The organism is Paenibacillus solisilvae, from assembly GCF_042656405.1.
In the GTDB taxonomy this organism is placed as follows: domain Bacteria; phylum Bacillota; class Bacilli; order Paenibacillales; family Paenibacillaceae; genus Paenibacillus_Z; species Paenibacillus_Z solisilvae.
In genome coordinates, this window is sequence record NZ_JBHSOW010000080.1 from 273,541 (window position 1) to 289,437 (window position 15,897).

15 protein-coding genes are annotated in these 15,897 nt (G+C 49.5%); 5 read left to right on the forward strand and 10 right to left on the reverse strand.

The window, feature by feature from the left end; genetic code table 11:
* From ACFPYJ_RS22330 to spoVAC, 4 genes are all read right to left on the reverse strand, one after another.
* On the reverse strand, positions 1-957 hold the full coding sequence (locus tag ACFPYJ_RS22330) for an AAA family ATPase (protein ID WP_379190429.1): 957 nt from the start codon (positions 955-957) through the stop codon (positions 1-3).
* Between the two features lie 126 nt (positions 958-1,083).
* On the reverse strand, positions 1,084-1,434 hold the full coding sequence (gene spoVAE, locus ACFPYJ_RS22335) for a stage V sporulation protein AE (RefSeq protein ID WP_379190430.1): 351 nt from the start codon (positions 1,432-1,434) through the stop codon (positions 1,084-1,086).
* Between the two features lie 16 nt (positions 1,435-1,450).
* Positions 1,451-2,461: a stage V sporulation protein AD gene (gene spoVAD, locus ACFPYJ_RS22340; protein ID WP_379190431.1), complete on the reverse strand. Its 1,011-nt coding sequence runs from the start codon at positions 2,459-2,461 to the stop codon at positions 1,451-1,453.
* 2 nt (positions 2,462-2,463) lie between these two features.
* Positions 2,464-2,916 (reverse strand): stage V sporulation protein AC, encoded by a 453-nt coding sequence (spoVAC, locus tag ACFPYJ_RS22345; protein ID WP_379190484.1) that lies wholly within the window; start codon positions 2,914-2,916, stop codon positions 2,464-2,466.
* A gap of 138 nt (positions 2,917-3,054) precedes the next feature.
* Between spoVAC and ACFPYJ_RS22350 the strand changes: the two genes are divergently transcribed.
* Together ACFPYJ_RS22350 and ACFPYJ_RS22355 are read left to right on the forward strand one after the other, a co-directional pair.
* On the forward strand, positions 3,055-3,237 hold the full coding sequence (locus tag ACFPYJ_RS22350) for a hypothetical protein (protein WP_379190432.1): 183 nt from the start codon (positions 3,055-3,057) through the stop codon (positions 3,235-3,237).
* A 175-nt stretch (positions 3,238-3,412) separates the two neighbouring features.
* Positions 3,413-3,640, forward strand: coding sequence for a hypothetical protein (locus ACFPYJ_RS22355; RefSeq protein WP_379190433.1), 228 nt, complete (start codon positions 3,413-3,415; stop codon positions 3,638-3,640).
* A 305-nt stretch (positions 3,641-3,945) separates the two neighbouring features.
* Here ACFPYJ_RS22355 and ACFPYJ_RS22360 read toward each other — a convergent pair whose 3' ends face one another.
* Positions 3,946-5,121 (reverse strand): LacI family DNA-binding transcriptional regulator, encoded by a 1,176-nt coding sequence (locus ACFPYJ_RS22360; RefSeq protein WP_379190434.1) that lies wholly within the window; start codon positions 5,119-5,121, stop codon positions 3,946-3,948.
* Between the two features lie 182 nt (positions 5,122-5,303).
* Between ACFPYJ_RS22360 and ACFPYJ_RS22365 the strand changes: the two genes are divergently transcribed.
* Together ACFPYJ_RS22365 and ACFPYJ_RS22370 are read left to right on the forward strand one after the other, a co-directional pair.
* Entirely contained in the window at positions 5,304-8,501 is a 3,198-nt protein-coding gene (locus ACFPYJ_RS22365) for a beta-galactosidase (RefSeq protein ID WP_379190435.1), read from the forward strand.
* Positions 8,502-9,383: 882 nt separating this feature from the next.
* A complete protein-coding gene (locus ACFPYJ_RS22370; protein WP_379190436.1) occupies positions 9,384-10,916 on the forward strand; it encodes a DHA2 family efflux MFS transporter permease subunit in 1,533 nt (510 codons plus the stop codon).
* 129 nt (positions 10,917-11,045) lie between these two features.
* On the opposite strand, the gene ACFPYJ_RS22375 is transcribed toward ACFPYJ_RS22370, so the two are convergent.
* From ACFPYJ_RS22375 to ACFPYJ_RS22395, 5 genes are all read right to left on the reverse strand, one after another.
* The gene (locus tag ACFPYJ_RS22375) at positions 11,046-11,615 is read right to left on the reverse strand and encodes a nitroreductase family protein (protein ID WP_379190437.1); all 570 of its coding nucleotides are present in this window, start codon (positions 11,613-11,615) and stop codon (positions 11,046-11,048) included.
* A 35-nt stretch (positions 11,616-11,650) separates the two neighbouring features.
* Positions 11,651-11,791 (reverse strand): hypothetical protein, encoded by a 141-nt coding sequence (locus ACFPYJ_RS22380; RefSeq protein WP_379190438.1) that lies wholly within the window; start codon positions 11,789-11,791, stop codon positions 11,651-11,653.
* Positions 11,791-12,687 carry a cation diffusion facilitator family transporter gene (locus ACFPYJ_RS22385; RefSeq protein WP_379190439.1) on the reverse strand — a complete coding sequence of 299 codons (897 nt, stop codon included), beginning with the start codon at positions 12,685-12,687 and terminating at the stop codon, positions 11,791-11,793. Before ACFPYJ_RS22385 ends, ACFPYJ_RS22380 begins: the two co-directional genes overlap by 1 nt.
* 244 nt (positions 12,688-12,931) lie before the next feature.
* Complete coding sequence (locus ACFPYJ_RS22390) at positions 12,932-13,768, reverse strand: sugar phosphate isomerase/epimerase family protein (RefSeq protein WP_379190440.1); 837 nt, start codon at positions 13,766-13,768, stop codon at positions 12,932-12,934.
* Between the two features lie 29 nt (positions 13,769-13,797).
* Complete coding sequence (locus tag ACFPYJ_RS22395) at positions 13,798-14,874, reverse strand: Gfo/Idh/MocA family protein (RefSeq protein ID WP_379190441.1); 1,077 nt, start codon at positions 14,872-14,874, stop codon at positions 13,798-13,800.
* Between the two features lie 121 nt (positions 14,875-14,995).
* On the opposite strand from ACFPYJ_RS22395, the gene ACFPYJ_RS22400 reads away from it, so the two are divergent.
* Positions 14,996-15,889, forward strand: coding sequence for a helix-turn-helix domain-containing protein (locus ACFPYJ_RS22400; protein ID WP_379190442.1), 894 nt, complete (start codon positions 14,996-14,998; stop codon positions 15,887-15,889).
* The last annotated feature ends 8 nt before the right edge of the window (positions 15,890-15,897 follow it).

Here is a 15,897-nt window from a genome sequence, read left to right on the forward strand (position 1 = left end):
CTATCGCTCCATCCTTACGGGCACATTCGTCTCCTTGATCACCTGCTCAATTACATCCTCGGTCGTCAAACCATTCAATCTGGATTCCGTATGCAGCATGATCCGATGAGCAAGCACCGATGAGGCCAGTAATTTAATATCGTCAGGAATGATATAGTCCCGTTCATTGAGGAAAGCATTCGCTTTGGCAGCAGCTGTCAGCGATATGGCAGCACGCGGGCTAGCCCCGAGCTGAACGCCGGCGTGCTCCCTTGTTCCCCGTACGATCCGCACCAGGTATTCAGCCACCGCTTCGTCCACATGCACCTTATTGACGGTTTCCATCATGCTTCGAATCTGATCAATATCGGCAACTGACGACAGCAGCTCAGCCGGAGACGAGGAGTTTGGCGAGAGAATCATCTGCCGTTCTGTTGCGGCATCCGGATAGCCGAGTGAAATCTTCATCATGAAACGGTCCAGCTGCGCTTCGGGCAGCGTGTAAGTACCGTCAAACTCAATAGGATTCTGCGTGGCTACCAATGTAAAAGGGATCGGCAATTGATAAGAATCGCCATCCACGGTCACATGACGCTCTTCCATCGCTTCAAGCAGTGCCGATTGAGTCTTCGTTGTCGCCCGGTTAATCTCGTCGACGAGCAAAAGGTTGGCCATTACCGGACCCGGTCTGAAAATAAAGGTTTCATTCTTAGGATGATAGATGGCAACACCAGTTATATCTGTAGGCAGCAAATCCGGATTACATTGAATCCGTCTGAATTGTCCGCCGATCGTTTTTGATAACGCTTTCACAAGCTGCGTCTTTCCGGTTCCCGGAACATCCTCAATTAGTACATGTCCCCCGGCCAGCAATGCGGTCAAAAGACGTTCGATTTCGATTTTTTTACCCAGGATGCAGCTCTCTAAATTTCGCCTTATGACATTTACCATTAAGTAATCTGCGTTTCGATTGTCCATGTAAAACCCTCCTGGATGTAAGATAGGTGTCGATGTTATTATTTTACAAAAAATACATCTGACCGTATAGCCGCATATCCAACAAAAAAAATTGGAGAATCCCACAGGGACCCTCCAATTTAGCGGTTATCCTTTCGGCCTGATGACTAAAGCGGCCAAGAAAGAGAATATGATTGCCGCTGAAATACCGGCACTTGTTACAGAGAATATCCCCGTAATGACGCCGATCCATCCGTCACGGTGCAGCTCTGTCAGCGCTCCGTGCACAAGCGCGTTACCGAAGCTCGTAATGGGAACGGTCGCGCCTGCGCCCGCAAATTTGATGAGCGGATCATACCACCCTAATCCATCAACGATCGCTCCGGCGACGACAAGTATCGACATCGTATGCGCTGGGGTCAGCTTAGCCACATCAAACATGAGCTGTCCAATTACGCAGATGGCGCCTCCAACAAGAAAAGCCCATAAGAATATCATAGTTGACCTCCTTCAATTAATGCTGGCTTTCAATGGCGACGGCATGCGCAATACATGGAATGCTCTCGCCTTGCTGATAGGATAATGGAGAGAGCAGCGCGCCTGTTGCGACAACGAGAATCCGCTTCAGCTCCCCCTGATTCACCCGTTTAAGCAGATGACCATACGTGACGACTGCTGAGCAGCCGCAGCCGCTCCCCCCCGCCTGCACCTTCTGATTCTGCACATCGTAAATCATCAAGCCGCAATCCCCAAACACCGTTTCTTCCATCGGTACGCCATCGCGGGTAAGCAAATCCTTGGCAATGGAGTGCCCTACCGTTGCTAGATCTCCCGTGACGATCAAATCATAATCACTCGGCTGGCGGCCCGTATCGTTAAAATGCGACTGAATGGTATCAACTGCTGCAGGTGCCATGGCTGCTCCCATATTAAAGGGATCGGTGATGCCGAGGTCGACGATTTTCCCTATGGTCGCACATTGAATAACAGGACCTTCACCATCGGGAGCAATGACGGCTGCACCCGCTCCGGTAACGGTATACTGTGCGGTTGGCGGTTTTTGCGAGCCGTATTCGGTCGGGTAACGGAACTGCTTCTCCGCCGTGCAGTTATGGCTGCAGGTACCTGCCAGTACATACTGCCCTGATCCGGAATTTACAATCAACGATGCAATCGCAAGGGATTCCATCGAGGTCGAGCAAGCACCGAAAACCCCCAAATAAGGTGCGCCGATCGTTCGTGCAGCAAAGCTGTTGCTAATAATTTGGTTCATTAAATCGCCGCCGACATAAAACTGCAGCTGCTGCTTATTGACTTTTGAATTTTTAAGCGCGATATCCGATGCCTGCTCGAGCAGCAGACGCTCCGCCTTCTCCCAGCTCTTCTGCTGCATATCAAGCTCAGGATGAACAAGATCAAAGTCAGAAGCAAGCGGGCCTTCTCCTTCATCTGGCCCAACGACAGTGCCTGTCCCAATAATGACCGGCCTCTTATCGAACCACCAGGTTTGTTTGCCACGCAGCATGCTTAATGACCCCCTATGCCGAATATCAAGTAAATGATTGCGACGAAAAAGGCCGCCACAGTCCCAAATACGATAACCGATCCGGCAAGTTTGAACATGTTCGCGCCAACGCCAAGGACGAGTCCTTCACTTCGGTGCTCTAATGCCGCCGAACACATCGAGTTCGCAAATCCGGTAACGGGAACTGCCGAGCCGGCACCCGCCCACTGCGCGATTTTGTCATACACCCCAAGGCTCGTCAGAATGACAGAGATCAGAATCATTACTGCAACAGTCGGATTGCCTGCCTCTATCCGTTCCATATTAAAGGCAGTTATGAAAAACTCCTGAACGGCTTGTCCGATGAAGCAGACAAAACCTCCAAAAAGAAATGCACGAACACAATTTGCTCCAATCGACCTGGACGGTTCGCGTTTCTTCGCAAAGGTTTGATATTCTTGGGGCGACATGGTCATTTTTTTGTATTTGCCTTGTCCTGCGTTCTTTGTTGCCACTTCTTCGTTGTACCCCCTTAATTATGCTGCACAGCTATCATAATTAAGTATTTGTAAGAAGCTTACTTGTTATGCCAGTGTTAACCGGAAGATCTGAAGATGCTGCAAATACAGCATGAGGCCCTTTCTATTCTTAACAACGCGACTTGGGGCTTGTTCGGCATTCGCGGCGTACTTTCTGCACCGCGCGCAGCTCTCGTCGTGTGGCGATACGTATTGGCAGTGAACCACAATGACGCCAGCGCATCTATACTGGATAATTACAGCTATTTCGTGCTTTAGATGTTCAAACAAGCGCTATCCTGGAAATATCCAGTTTTAAAAGCCTAATTGAGCTCCAAAGGGCTCAGTTGGGACGATTTAACTGTATCGATTACTGTATAGATGCATCCTTAATCGGATGGCAGTCGTTTTAACTGTACGAATTCCAGTATAGGCCCAGGGTAACAGGTATCTTATGTCTGATAGAAAGGGAAGTTCGATGATGTCGGGGCTGTACCATAAGTCATCGAAGAAAACACATGGAAGAGCGAATACAGGGATCAACCTGCCCTGCCATTGGACTTGCAAGAAGATGCTGAAAAACCATCTCATTCGTATCGTCTACGATGCCGCGGATCAGCTCAGTATGAGTATCTACAGGCAGTGTCGGACGAAAAAGAAAATGGAAGTACAGGTTGGATGACCTGAGCTTCCATTTTTTGTCGTTTATATATCTCTTTTAAGTCAGTCTCTGGTTAACGATACTTTATTATTTATGGAGAAAATGGATAATTATCCATGCAATCCCACACCTGCTCCTCTAGATCATGGCGACGAGCAGCAGAACGACAAGCAGGACATAAAGCACAAGCGCGAGCCACAGGATCGATTGCATTTCTTTGCGGTGCATTTGAAGGACAGCTCCTCTCAGCTGTTTATAGGCATTTGTTCATCATATGCGGGCATACGCGGATGCGGAGATTGTCCGATTCGATTTGGCTATATGCACTAACCGGAAGCCCTGATAATGAGCCTGGCGGATAACGTAATTTTCTCGTGCTGAGCTTCAGGGCGCAGACGTTTGCGAACGAAGGATTCTACTGCTCTAATGCCCAGCCATTCTTTGGCCAGATCAACCGTGGTCAGTGGAACCGCGGCTTCCAGGCTTGCTGCAGTATTATCGATCCCGACAACCCGGCAGCCTGCTGGAATGGGAATTTCCCGGCTTTGAAGAAGCTGCATAAGCGCTAGTGCAATTTCATCATTCGCGCAAACAAAGCCACCCGGAAGAAGCGATGCGGCTCCGGCTGCGAATTCTTCAGCTTCCTGGCTGGAATAGACATCAACGGCCGCTTGGATTCGACGTTCAAGTGACTGCCGCCAAGAGGGGCCTCCATAGGGAACGGTCCATTTTTTCAGCTGCAGTTCGATTCTGGGCTCTTGACCGGTGAGTAATGAATTTGATGCGGATTGAAGAGAATACTTAGAGGATTTTGCCGACTGTGATTGCGATTCTTCAAGCGCTAGCCTGCACCCCCAGAAACGTTCGCGAAAGCTTACCGCAAAGCTGTCCCTTCCGACAAACACGATGGATCTGCAGCCTTGAGACAGTAAATGATGGCATGCCATTCGCCCTGCTTCAATATTGGCATTAAGTACGGCATCCGCAAGAATGACCGGTTCTTCGTGATCGACCAGAACAATGGGCAATCCCTTGCGATTGATGAGCAGCAAAGTCTCTGATGGGCATTTGCCTACCATAATGAACCCGGACACATGGTTGAAGCTCTCTTCATTTAATAGAATTTGCACGGGCGAAGTGGAAGAATGATCACGTTGAAACGTAAAAAAATGGGGGCGAAGATGATGTTCTGCACAGCCTGCTTCAATTCCCTGCTGCACCCGTTGCCAGAATGTCGGCTCATGGGTATGCCGCTCATCGAGTCCGATCCAAACCAAGGGCATAGGAGCGTCATTCCCTTGCTCCACTTGTAAATCACGGTTTATCGTCCCATCGGTGCCTCCCCCATTACGGACCCGATATCCGAGTGCCCTGGCCATGGCCGCCACTTCTTTGCGCGTAGCGTCACTAACTCCCTCTTTACCGGAAAGAGCTTGGGAAACCGTATATTTGGACACGCCGAGACGGTCGGCGATTTGCTGCATGGATACCTTTTGTGCCATGTTCGACTGCGCTCCTCTTTCATTACGGCGAATGATTAATAATTATAAATAAATTCAATTGACTTTTGATCGATTAAGCTCTATTGTAAGCGCCGAGATAAACGTATTATAACCTAACAATCCTAACAAATGAAGTAAACCCGCATAATTGCAAATCAGCTAACAGGAAGGTGTGTCTATCATTGAAAAATCTAGTGTTGTTCTACGATCAGGCTTTTCCATTCGCAGGGGAGCGTCCGAGTGGGCAGGCGTTGTCCAAACTAAAGGAACAATTTAAAGTTGTAAATGCAGAACAATTGGAGACCCAGCTTGCCGAAGCGGATGTTTATATCCATCTTCACGGTACGTTCTTCCCCAAACAAGCATGGAGCGCGATCCTCAATCATGTAAGCCAAGGCAAAGGGCTTGTATTCGCAGGCGGCGCCCCTTTCAAAACACCTGTTTATCAAGAGAACGGCAAATGGGTTGAAGAGCTCGAGCAAACGGCTTACCATCAACAGCTTCATATTAATGAAGCACTGGTCGTTTCGACTGCCGGCATCAAAGACCTTAAGGCGAATGCAGATCTTCCATTATTCTCCGACTACGAGTCGTTATTTAACGTGGAATCCACTTACGGCCTCGTTCTTCATGTAACCCGCACCGATGACCGTCCAGGCGAGCTTGGCTCAGGCGGACCTATGGATGCACATATTTATCCGCTTCTTAGAGGAATCAGCGGTGATGGTCTTCAGCGCGAGCTATCGGCTCCTGCTGTATTGCTTGAGCATACCAAGGGTAAATTCAGCGGCGGCCGCTGGCTCTTTCTCAATCAATCGATTCCAAGCAGCTTCTGGCAGGGCGAAGGCGTAAAAGCACTTTCCGACTGGGCAGCATTTGCAGCTCACGGGGTAACCGAGCTTTGGCTGAAACCAAACTACGGCTCTTATGAGCTGGGTGAACGTTCTGTACTGATGCTTCAAGGCCAGCATTTGCTTCCTGCCCGCCGGCAGCTCACGGCTGCGCCGTCTGTGAAACGTAATAGTCCGCTTGCAGATAACAAAATCAGCTGGACCTTCAATATAACGGTCTACAAAGCGAAGAACAGTCAAGAAGCGGTATCCAATCCGGTCTTCGTCTATGATGCAGAGCGCTTTGATACGGTTTGGGAGGGAAAATCAGAATTCGGTATCGGCCGCGAGCTGGCTGTTACACGGATCACTCTTCCTTTTGAAGTGGAAGCGGGTTACTATGCAGTGGAATGTGTAGCGGTGTCGGGCACAGGCGACCACAGAACGCTTCGTCAAGGTTTCTGGGGCTTCGATCAGGAACTGCTTCAATCCGGTGAAATGATTACATGTGACCGCGATTATTTCTGGAAGAACGGAAGTCCTCTTCCAATCGTCGGTATGACTTATATGACCAGCGATGTCGCACGTAAATATCTATTCCTCCCTAATGCAGCGGTATGGGATCGCGATATGGCTCAAATGAAACGTGCCGGAATTAACGCAATCCGGACAGGTATATGGACGGCTTGGCGCAATATCATGTTCGTTGACGGTCATCCTTACGAGGAAGTGCTTCGTGCCATCGATGCTTTCTTCCTTACAGCCAAGCGTCATGATCTAGAAGTGACCTTCAATTTCTTCTCCTTCACGCCTGAGTGCTGGGAAGGGGTTAACCCGTTCCTGGATCCGCGCAGCGTAGAAGCGCAAAAGCGCCTGATCTCTGCCGTTGTTACCCGCCATGCTCAATCGGCGCATGTACACTGGGATCTTATCAACGAGCCTTCCATGTTCGATCCGAAGCGTATCTTCAGTCCTGGACCACGCTCCAGCCATGATGAGTTCGAACGCGCGCATTTTAAACAATGGCTCATCGAAAGGCACGGAACGATCCGTCAGCTTCAGGAGAGCTGGAATATGACGCCGGCAGAATTGCCTTCCTTCGAAGCAGCGAGAATCCCTGAGCCTTCGGATATTAACTTTAATACGACCGAACAGCTCCCCAAAAAAGGCGGCCTATGGCTGGATTACACGCTCTTCTCCATGGACATGCACAACCGCTGGGCGGCGGATCTGATTGATACCATCCGTTCCATTCAGCCTAAGCAGCTTGTTACAGTCGGACAAGACGAAGGGCTTGGCTCCCAGCGTCCATCACCGTTCTTCTATGCAGAAGCGGTTGATTATACAACGGTTCATTCCTGGTGGAAAATGGATGATCTCGTGTGGGACGGCATCTTCGCCAAAGCAATCGATAAGCCGAATGTTATTCAGGAAACCGGTATTATGTATGTGGAAACGCCGGATGGACGAGCCAAACGCAGCGAGGAGGAGCTTCGCAACATTCTGGAGCGCAAGTACGCCTATGCGTTCTCGACAGGCGGCGCCGGAGCTGTACAATGGATCTGGAACATTAACTTCTACATGAACAATGTCAATGAGTCGCATATCGGAGCATTGCGTGCTGACGGATCGGAGAAGCCGGAAGCATCGGTATCTTATGACCTCGGTTCGTTCATGGGGCAAATCGGAGATCTCTTCGTTGGACGTGAGCTGGAGGAAGTTGCTGTTGTCTTCCCTTACTCCAATGATTTCTCCAACCGCCCTCTTGCTTATGAAGCAACGGCCAAACTGGTTCGGACGTTGTCTTATTCCCTGAATGTTCATGTTCGCGGGCTTAGCGAATATCATCTTGACTCACTCGCGACTTCGCAGCCTAAGCTCATCATCGTACCAAGTGCGCATAACTTCAGCAGCGAAGCATTGGAGAAGCTGGTCAATCATGTTCGCGTGAACGGCGGAACCCTGCTCATTACTGGACCTGTAGGCCTTGATGAATACTGGCGTCCGGTTAATCGACTTACTTCGGAGCTTGGACTTGAAGGATTCAAGTTGAGCAATTTGCTTCGTGAAGAGCTGCTTGAGCTTAACGGACGTGTAATTCCAGTATCGTTCGGAGGCGCTCATATTGCCAAAAGCAACAAGCAAACTGCCGGAGCAGGAGCTGCGAAGCTTACCCAGGTGGAGCTCGGAGCAGGTCGTCTGATCTGGTGCCCGCTGCCGCTTGAGCTTAACGAACGCCGCGAGCCGCTTGAAGCCGTCTATACGGAAGCACTCACCAAAGCCGGCGTAGCTGCAGAGCTGGAATGGCTGCATGGCGGCGATCTGCCAGGGGTTTACGGCCGTAAAATCAGCTTCGCTAAAGGCGCATTGTACATCTTCGTCTCTGAGCTTGGAAGCGATGCTGCAATCGAAGTGCGCGACAGCAAATCCGGCAAACGTTATTCGTTTACACTCGGACAAGAACGTTCCGTTATGTTTGCCGCGGATGAAGCCGGTCAGCTTCGCGCGGTTTACCGTCCGAATGAAGTGACCATCGACGTCTTGGAATAAAATTACCATACGTATAAATCACAAAGAGGCTGACTCAAAAGGGATGAAAGTCATGACAATCACTCCCTAATTTGTCATCCTTTATAAATGGCTGTACAGTTCAATCTGACTGTACAGCCATTATCTTTTTGCCACCGCTGCCAGTTAAATACTCATGCAGAGCTGATTCACAGGATTGTTGCTTTCAATGAATAAAAGAAAGAGTGGAAAGTCTATCCATATGTCATCTTGGATGACTTATAGGTAGGACAGCACCTCTATCCTCTATCCTCTATCCTCTATCCTCTATCCTCTCTCCTTCCTATCACGGAATAAGAAAGCTACACCTTAACCTAAACTGGAATTCGTACAGTTAAAAAGAGTGCCATCCCCCTGAGAGTGCCTCTATACTGCAATCCATACAGTTATATGGCCCAAAAGAGCCTTAAAGAGCCCAATTCGGCATTTATAACTGGAAATATCCAGTATAGCGCTCATTTGAACATCTAAAACCCGAAATATCTGTAATAATCCAGTATAGATGCCTGCAGGCTAGCGCGAATGCTGGACACACAGCAAGTTAATCTCATTTGAACATCTAACGCTCCGAAATAGCTGTAATAATCCAGTATAGATGCCTGCAGGCTAGGGCGAATGTCTAACACGCAGCAAGTTAATCTCATTTGAACATCTAACGCTCCGAAATAGCTGTAATAATCCAGTATAGATGCCCGCTGGCCGTTGCGATGTCTAACACGCAGCAAGTCAATCTCAAATGTATAACTGGTTGCCCCGAAGTTAAGATTCGAAAAGGCCCACTTTTACTTCGCACATCGGCTGTGCCTTTGCTATACTAAGATTATCTATTTATTTCCAAAATTTTTTATAGAAAGGAGCAGGAGGATGGAGAAGAAATCAACGGATGCGGCAGCATCGGCACCACCCGAATTTCGCTTAACAAGCATTATGGTGCCCTTATTCGCCATTATAGCAGGCGTATTCATGGTTATTCTGGATTCCACAGCGATGAATGTGGCTTTGACCAGCCTGGTCAAAGATTTTAATTCGCAATTACCGACGCTGCAGTGGACAGTAACCGGATATTTGCTGGCTCAGGCAGCTGTAATTCCGCTCGCAGGGTGGCTGTCGGACCGGTTCGGCGCCAAAACTATTTTCCTCATGTCCGTTATCCTGTTTACGATCGGTTCCGCGCTCTGCGCAACGCCAAACACAGCGGAATGGTTAATTGTGTTCCGCGTACTGCAAGGACTCGGAGGCGGTTTCGTGCTTCCCGTTGCTATGGCTTATGTGTTCCGTTTAAGCCCCCCTCACAAGGTCGGCGCAGTCATGGGAATGATGGGCGTGCCTATCTTGTTTGCTCCGGCCATCGGCCCCTCACTCTCGGGATGGCTTGTTGAATATCACTCTTGGCGCTGGATCTTCCTCCTAAACCTGCCAATTGGCATTATCTGTGTGCTGGTCGGCTTGAAATTCCTGCCTAAAGTGGATCGTAACGCGGTTGCAGGAATGGATTGGATAGGCATGATTCTGGGACCAATTGCTTTCTCCGCTTTATCTTACGGGGTTAGCGAAGGCGCTCATAGCTGGTCCTCAGGCAAAACAATCGGGGGACTCATTATTGGCGGGGCTGCTCTTATTGCCTTTATTATTACTGAACTAAAGGTTCGTACACCGCTGCTTGAGCTTCGCGTATTCAAGTCTATCGACTTCTCCATCGGGATTGTCGTGCAGTGGGTCGCTCAATTCGCCTTGTACGGCGCGATCTTCCTTATGCCGCAATTCCTGCAGCAGGTGAGAGGTTATGGTGCCTTCGACACCGGACTGATCCTTATTCCACAGGCAGTCGCATCAGGTTTGATGATGCCTGTGGCAGGTTTCCTGTATGACCGAATCGGAGTCCGGTGGCTCGTCGTTGCAGGTCTTAGCCTCGTCTCAGGCGCAATTCTTCAATATTCCTATATGGATGGCACTACGGTCGGAAGCGACTTGACGATCCCGCTCATTATGGCAGGGATGGGCATGGGGCTGATGATGATGCCGCTTAACACCCACCTGATGAGCAAGGCTCCGCGCAGCTTGGTCAGCCGGGTGACTTCCATTACGAACGGCCTGCAGATGGTTATCAACTCGCTTGCAGTTGCAGCGCTGGTGACCATTCTGACATCACGAGTGAAAACTCACGCGGGCGAGCTGCAGCAAGCCGCTGGAGATGCCTCGAAGATGAGTGAATCCGATACGCAGCAAATGCTTGTAACAGCAGGCATTCATGGCTTCGACGATACCTTCCATATCATGATCTTCATCGCTTTGTTCGGCGCTCTGCTTGGTCTTTTGCTTCGGCGTACTAAGAAAGCTGCCGCTGCCGTTACCGGGGAAGCGGATGCTCAGGCCAAAGCCGGTCTCATGCACGGATAATCCCTTATCCACATTGATATGATTAGAACAGAAAAGCCCAGGCCAGGATCGTATCATCGATCTTGACTTGGGCTATTTCCGTTGTGGATATCCTACTTCTGTCTATTATAACTTTGTTCCCATAGACAGCTATTCATACCAGATTGTTTTATCCTCTGCACCGTGGCGCCGTCCTGCCGGCACTGCCATATCGGGGATGCCCAGGTAAATGAACCCGAGCATTTTGTCCTGCGGATTGAGCCCGAAGCTCTCGTTCATCATCGGGTGATAACAAGGTTCACCGGAGCGCCATACGGCACCTAATCCCAGCGCATGAATGGCAAGCAGCATATTCTGGATTGCCGCATTGACTGCGCCATATTCCTCCAGCTCGATAACGTCTTTTCGATCACTCGGTTTTACCGCTGCAGCAATAATGACAGGTGCACGAAACGCCTTCTTCCGCGCAGCCTCAGCCTTAACCACAATCTCAGGTGAATCCGGATCTTCAGCGCCGGCTGCCGCAATACGAGCTAATGCATCGCCTAAGCGGTTTCTGCCGTCACCGGTCAGAACAAAAAACTGCCATGGCTCAGTCAGCCTGTGATTCGGTGCCCATATTCCAGCCTCCAAAATCGACTCAATCGTTTCCCTCGCAATCGGATCCGGCTTCACTTTACCGATACTTCTTCTTGTACGAATCGCATCCATAACATTCAAGGTCGGTTTCCTCCTAAACTATCGTTTCTATCTCTTTATTCTAGCATAGATAGCTGCTGCTCTTCACGGGGCGGCTGACCCTGCCGGAAGCCTTGAACCAGTGTGAGAAGACCGAAGGTGAACTCCGATTCCCAATTCGAGCTTGTTGAAAACAAGGGAAGACTCTCGTTATTCATCATGCATTCTCCGGATACCAGGGATTCAAATGGATCAGCACCTCATCCACATCATGATGCTGTTCCATAATTCCCCGCTTGATCTCGCGGGAGATATCATGTCCTTCTTGGATGGTGAAATGTGCTGAAATACTCACTCTTACATCAACCAGGACATAGTGGCCATGCTCTCGGGCACGCAGGCGGTCAATTCGTTTGACCTCGGGAACGGACTTGATTTGAGCGGCAAACGCGTTCAGTCTTTCCATACTGACGGTTTTCTCCATCAAAACATCCATCGTTTCCTGGGACATCTCGACTGCAAGCCTAAGCACAAGCAGAGATACGATAATCCCCGCAGCAGGATCTCCATAAGCTAAAAAATGAATATCGTAAGCATCACCAATTAATGCCAGCGTGATACCGACAACAGCGGCAAGCGAAGCATAGACATCAGCAAGATGATCATAAGCAGTCGCAATTAAGCCTTTACTGTTGGTCTGCCTGCCGATTCTGATGGTGTAGATATATAATATTTGCTTCCATATCAGTGATATGACAGCGGCGACCAGCGCAATCATGCTGGCTTCTGACGGCGTATGAAATAAAGAGGCCACAGCATGATAACCAATATACAAAGCAGCCAATCCTAGAATGATAGCAACAATGCCGGACCCGAGCACCTCTGCTTTACCATGGCCATATGGATGATCTTCATCGGCAGGCAGCTTCGAAATTCGCATGGCGCTTAAAGCCGCAACTGTCGCAATAACATCCCCTGCGTTATGCACTCCATCCGCCAATAATACGGGACTTGCGAATACCAGACCGACGATGATTTTCAGAGCGGTTAATATTAGATTGCTGATTAAACTGATCCATACAGCAATGATGGATGCATTGTTCCCCTTACTCATCTTTGATGCCCTCCACCAGAAATTTTTCCCCGAGGAAACAAAAACCCTTGACCTGGGATGGTCAAGGGTTCGGAAATTTTTCGTTGTATGTAATCCAAATTGGTTCGTTGCTTCATCATATTCACCACATTGAAATAAGACATTCGATAATTATATCATGGGCAGCCTATTCTGAAAAGCATCTTATAGATAAAGAGATTGCCCGCCGGTCAACGGGCAACCTGCGGACAATCCCGGTTATTTCTTATAGACCAGCAGCCTTATATACCTTATCGAAGCCTGCTTTGGAACGCTCTGCCAAGCTCTCCGGTGAATCTGTTGGCGCTGCAGCCGAAAGAATTTCCTGCGTTACAGCTCCTTTATACCCGATTCCGTTAAGCGCCCGCAAGAAGCCAGCCAAATCGATAACGCCTTCGCCCGGATAGAGGCGGCCATTGTCCAGCACATCTTGTACAGGCAAATCCGCTGCATCATTAATATGCACATGAACGATTTGATCGGCACGAAGAGCTTCAATATCTGCAATGGTCAGCTCGTTTGTATACCAGTGGTACGCGTCAAACAGCAGACCGACATTCGGCTCGCCGATCGCATCGATCCAATCGAGCGTCTCCTGCATCGTCCAAATGAAAGGATTCTTCCAGGCCGTGCGAAGATGATGAGGTCCTACGAACTCAAGACCGAGGCGAATTCCATAGCCGCCGAGAATTTGGGCACAGATGCGCAGGCGGCGGGTTGCAAGGGTCATGAAATGGGCAGCCTTCAGATCTGTTGCAGGCAGAATATACGTGCAGCAGCTTGTACATCCGAGCGCGGCAGCTGCTTCCGCAGCCTGGGCAAGCTTCACTATGCCTTGGCGGAAAGCTTCATCTGTCGAACGCCATTCAACGGGAAGACCGATTGAACCGATCACGACATTATTTTTCTTCAGCAGCTCGCGTGCACCATCTGCTCCATGACGTTCTATTAAACCTTTGGCATCCACATCTACCGCTTGGAAACCATATCTGCCTGCCAGCTCAATTAAATGCTCATCATTTTCTAATTTTCCGAGTCCAGCTCCGGAAAGTCCTCTTAACATCGTAATTCCTCCTCTTATTTATTATTCAATTACAGGTTCCAATCCAGCTTCACTTCATTGCCCGTACGGGACGATTCATAAATCGCATCAAGCACGAGGTTGTTTGTAAATCCGGTCAAAGCCGATGTAATCGGATGCTTGCCTTCGCGGATGCAGGCGAGGAAATGGCGGCTGAGACGGTTGCGTTCGCCCTCGTCGTTCTCCGGTCTGCTAAGCTCAGTTTCGGTTGCACGGTCGAACTTCTCCGTCAACAGCTTGCCCCTCGCGCCGCGATAGCTCGCTCCGCCTTCCGTCCCCATCAAATGAACGAACGGTGTATTGTCTGTATCCATATGAACGGCCCAGCTCACTTCAAGCGAAAGCGTGCTGCCGTCTTCCATTTTAATTAGTGCAGTAGCTAAATCCTCTACATCGTAAGTGCCTTCCCAATTCGGCTTGCCCCAAGTTCCGATCCCCATCTTGCGTGGTCCGAATTCCGCATAAGTTGCACCGTATACCGAAACCGGCTTCGGATTGCCCATCAGGTACAGAGCAAGATCCAGCATATGCACGCCGATATCAATCAACGGGCCGCCACCGGACTGATCCATACGGGTGAACCATGTTCCCCAGCCAGGAATCCCTTTTCGGCGGAACCAGCCTGTTTTGGCTGTGTAGATGCGTCCGAGCTCGCCGCGGTCAATCTGCTCTTTAATTTGCATCGGAACCGATTCCCAGCGCATTTGATGGCCGATCATGACGACTTTATCCGACTCCCGGCTTGCTTTCAGGATCTGCTTAGCCGCATCCGAATTGATGCCCATCGGCTTCTCTAGAAGCACATGTTTACCGGCTTGAATGGCACGGATCGCAAGCGGCGCATGAAATTGGTTCGGCACACCGATAATGACGGCGTCTACATCCGGACTATCGATCAGTTCTTCCGGATTTGCCAAAACTCTGGCAATGCCGAACTGCTTCGCTTTTGCTTCCGCAAGCGGAATATATGCATCTGTAATGGCAGTAATTTCACACTGATCCGCAAGCTTCGAAAATTCTGTCGCATGAACGCTGCCGATATTGCCGGCGCCAATGATACCGATTCTAATTTTGTTATCGCTTCCCACTTTATGTTTCCTCCCTGATTGATAACCTAACGTACCCTCATCTATGATAAAATAAATGAAGCAAGAAAGCTTGTCTAATTTTCGATAAACGTCTCATTATTTCGGAGGTACCGTTCCTGTTATGACTTCTTTTCCCGATTACCTGAAAACGTATCCAAATATGCATACCTCCTATCCGCTTAGCATGAAGCTGAACCATCTTTATAATGGATTTCGGGCACATCGGCATGATTTTCTCGAGTTCTCTTATGTAGTCAGCGGCAGAGGCTGGGAAACGATAAATGAAGTCAAACATCCGATGGTGCCCGGTACCTTCACGTTCGTTCTGCCTTATCAGGTCCATGAGCTGTTTACGGAGCCCGGAAGCACGCTTGTGCTGTATAACTGCATGTTCAGCATGGATTTGTTAATGGAATCCGGTCAGAATGACGGGCTGGCCGGCTTGATCGAGATGAGTCCCCTTCCCGCATTCGCTCAGTTTGAAGGCAAGCAGCGGGAGAGGATTCAATATTTAATTGAGGATATGCTGCAGGAATACAATGGAGATGACTCGTGGCGAACAACGGTATTGCAGCTGAGGCTGAAGGAAATTCTCGTCTGCTTCGACCGGTACCGGCGTGCTTCGTGGTTCGGCGATTTTGCACAAATAACCCCTTCCACCAGGGCAAGCAGCGCAGTCTGGCCGATCATTCACCACATTCACCGGAATTATCAAGAAGACTTGAACCTATCGGATTTGGCCGATCAATTCTCGATGAGCGTTTCTCGAATCAGTGAAGTCATCAAGCATACGACAGGACAAACCTTTGTTCACTTTTTGCATGATTTACGCCTTCGGCATGCATGCAGCCTGCTCGTCTCCACGGACATGAGCATGGTGGAGATTGCACTTGAGGTCGGTTACGGCTCGTACAAGACTTTCTCCCGAATCTTCCGGGAGAGCAAGGGTGTCGTGCCAAAAGATTACCGTAAAATGAGAACCCCTTCCATACAAACAGGCATGACTTTGATGTAGTTCCAGCA